General features: G+C 69.3%; 3 protein-coding genes. 1 reads left to right on the top strand and 2 read right to left on the bottom strand.

All coding sequences use genetic code 11. The features are described 5' to 3' along the window. Positions 1–498 (bottom strand): biotin carboxylase N-terminal domain-containing protein (locus tag ACYQ1K_RS27805; RefSeq protein WP_459986872.1); only part of this gene is annotated, 498 nt, incomplete at its 3' end. A 22-nt stretch (positions 499–520) separates the two neighbouring features. Next, the gene (locus ACYQ1K_RS27800) at positions 521–769 is read right to left on the bottom strand and encodes an acyl-CoA carboxylase subunit epsilon (protein WP_459986871.1); all 249 of its coding nucleotides are present in this window, start codon (positions 767–769) and stop codon (positions 521–523) included. A gap of 90 nt (positions 770–859) precedes the next feature. Here ACYQ1K_RS27800 and ACYQ1K_RS27795 point away from each other — a divergent pair, with 90 nt between their 5' ends. Beyond that, a complete protein-coding gene (locus tag ACYQ1K_RS27795) occupies positions 860–1,525 on the top strand; it encodes a TetR/AcrR family transcriptional regulator (RefSeq protein ID WP_459986870.1) in 666 nt (221 codons plus the stop codon). Positions 1,526–1,897: the final 372 nt, after the last annotated feature.

The following is a 1,897-nucleotide window of genomic DNA, read 5'->3' as shown; positions in this document are numbered from 1 at the left end:
GCCGCCGCCGAAGACGGCCTTGATCGCCACCGGGAGGCCGTTCTCGCGGGCGAAGGCGATGATCTCCTCGGCGTCCTTGACCGGGTCCTTCAGGCCGGGGGCGAGGGGGGCGTTGGCCTGTTGGGCGATCTGCTTGGCCTTGGCCTTGTCCCCGAGGGCTTCGATCGCGGCGGGTGGGGGCCCGATCCAGGTCAGTCCGGCGTCGAGGACGGCTTGGGCGAAGTCGGCGTTCTCGGCCAAGAACCCATAGCCCGGGTGCACCGAGTCCGCCCCGGACCGCTTCGCGACGTCGATGATCTTGTCGATGGAGAGGTAGGACTCCGCCGGCGTCGCACCACCCAGGGCGTAGGCCTCATCGGCCAGCCGGACATGCAACGCGTGGGCGTCGGGGTCGGCATAGACCGCCACACTGCCGATCCCGGCATCCTTCGCAGCACGGATCACCCGCACCGCGATCTCACCACGGTTCGCAACCAGGACCTTCTTCAGCTCAGGCACGTCGTTCTGCTCTCTCGTTCGTTCAGCTGGGGAGACCGCTGGCGCGCCAGGAGCGCATCGCAGGCGTCCGCGGCCGGTGCGGGCGGGTGGATGCCAGCCACGCCGACGGTCGCGGACCGGTCGGCGTGGCCGGAGACTGGAGGCTGGCGAGGACAGTGACGATGGCGGCGACCTCCTCAGGCGTGGCGTCGCCGGTGATCCGCAGGGTCGGCACGCAGTCGCCCGGCCGGGTGTCCGGGCCGGTCGCGGCCAGGGTGGGTAGCGAGCTCACCGTGTCCCTCTCGTCATGAACCTAAGTGCCAAAAGGTGAGACTAGGTGTCATGCGGCAGAATGTCCACACGCGCCTCGAGGGGAGACTGAATGGCAGCCGGACGCGACGAGATCGCCGACGCGGCGTTCCGCCTCTTCGCCACACGTGGGTATGACGCCACCTCCGTCGACGACATCGCGCTCGAGGCTGGTGTCAGCCGCAGCACCTTCTTCCGCTCGTTCGGGTCGAAGGAGGCGGTGATCTTCCCCGACCACGACGACATCCTGAACCGGGTTGAGGAGCGCTTGCGGACACCCCACGTCGACTCGGCTCTGGCTGCCGTCACCGACGCGGTGAAGATCGTGCTCTTCCATTATGTGGCCGAGGGCGAGCGTGCGCGGGAGCGCTACCGGCTGACCTCCTCGGTCGTCGCACTCCGCGAACGCGAGCTCGTCAGCAGCGCCCGCTACCAGCGCCTCTTCCGGCGCTATCTCAGCCGGTGGGGTGATGAGTCCGAAGCCTCCGAGATCCGCGCCGAGCTCATGTCGGCGGCGGTCGTCGCGGCGCACAACCGCGTGCTGCGCCGGTGGCTGCGCGGAGAGTGCGCCGACCCTCAGCGTGAGGTCGAGCAGGCCCTCGCCATCGTCCACCGGACGTTCGCCGAGGAGCGCGACGCACCCATCGGCATCGTCGTCGTGCCGGCCGGCGTGCCGATGGGCGCTGTCGAGCAAGCCGTACGCCGCTCTGTCGAAGGCGTCTCCGCCGCCACCCCCTGACTGCGAGCAGACCCAGATCACCGGGCCTTGGGCCGTGAGCAGACGCAGATCACCGCGCCGTGGGCCGTGAGCAGTCGCAGATGGCCGCGCCTGAGGGCGTGAGCAGTCGCAGATGGCCGCGTCTGAGGGCGTGAGCAGTCGCAGATGGCCGCGCCTGAGGGCGTGAGCAGTCGCAGATGGCCATGGTCCGCGCGGTCATTTGCGTCTGCTCGGCGTGTGGTCCCGGATGGCCGCGGTCATTTGCGTCTGTTCGGCGGGGTCTGGGCGGGCATCTGGGTCTGCTCGGCGGGTGGTGGTGTGGGGTGGTGTGGTGGTTAGAGGGGGATGTTGCCGTGTTTCTTGGGGGGCAGGGTTTCGCGTTTGGTGGCCAGG

The sequence above is a fragment of the Nocardioides sp. AN3 genome (assembly GCF_054653495.1).
Note: the sequence above shows the minus strand (reverse complement) of the source record. Positions and strands in the feature narration are given on the sequence as shown.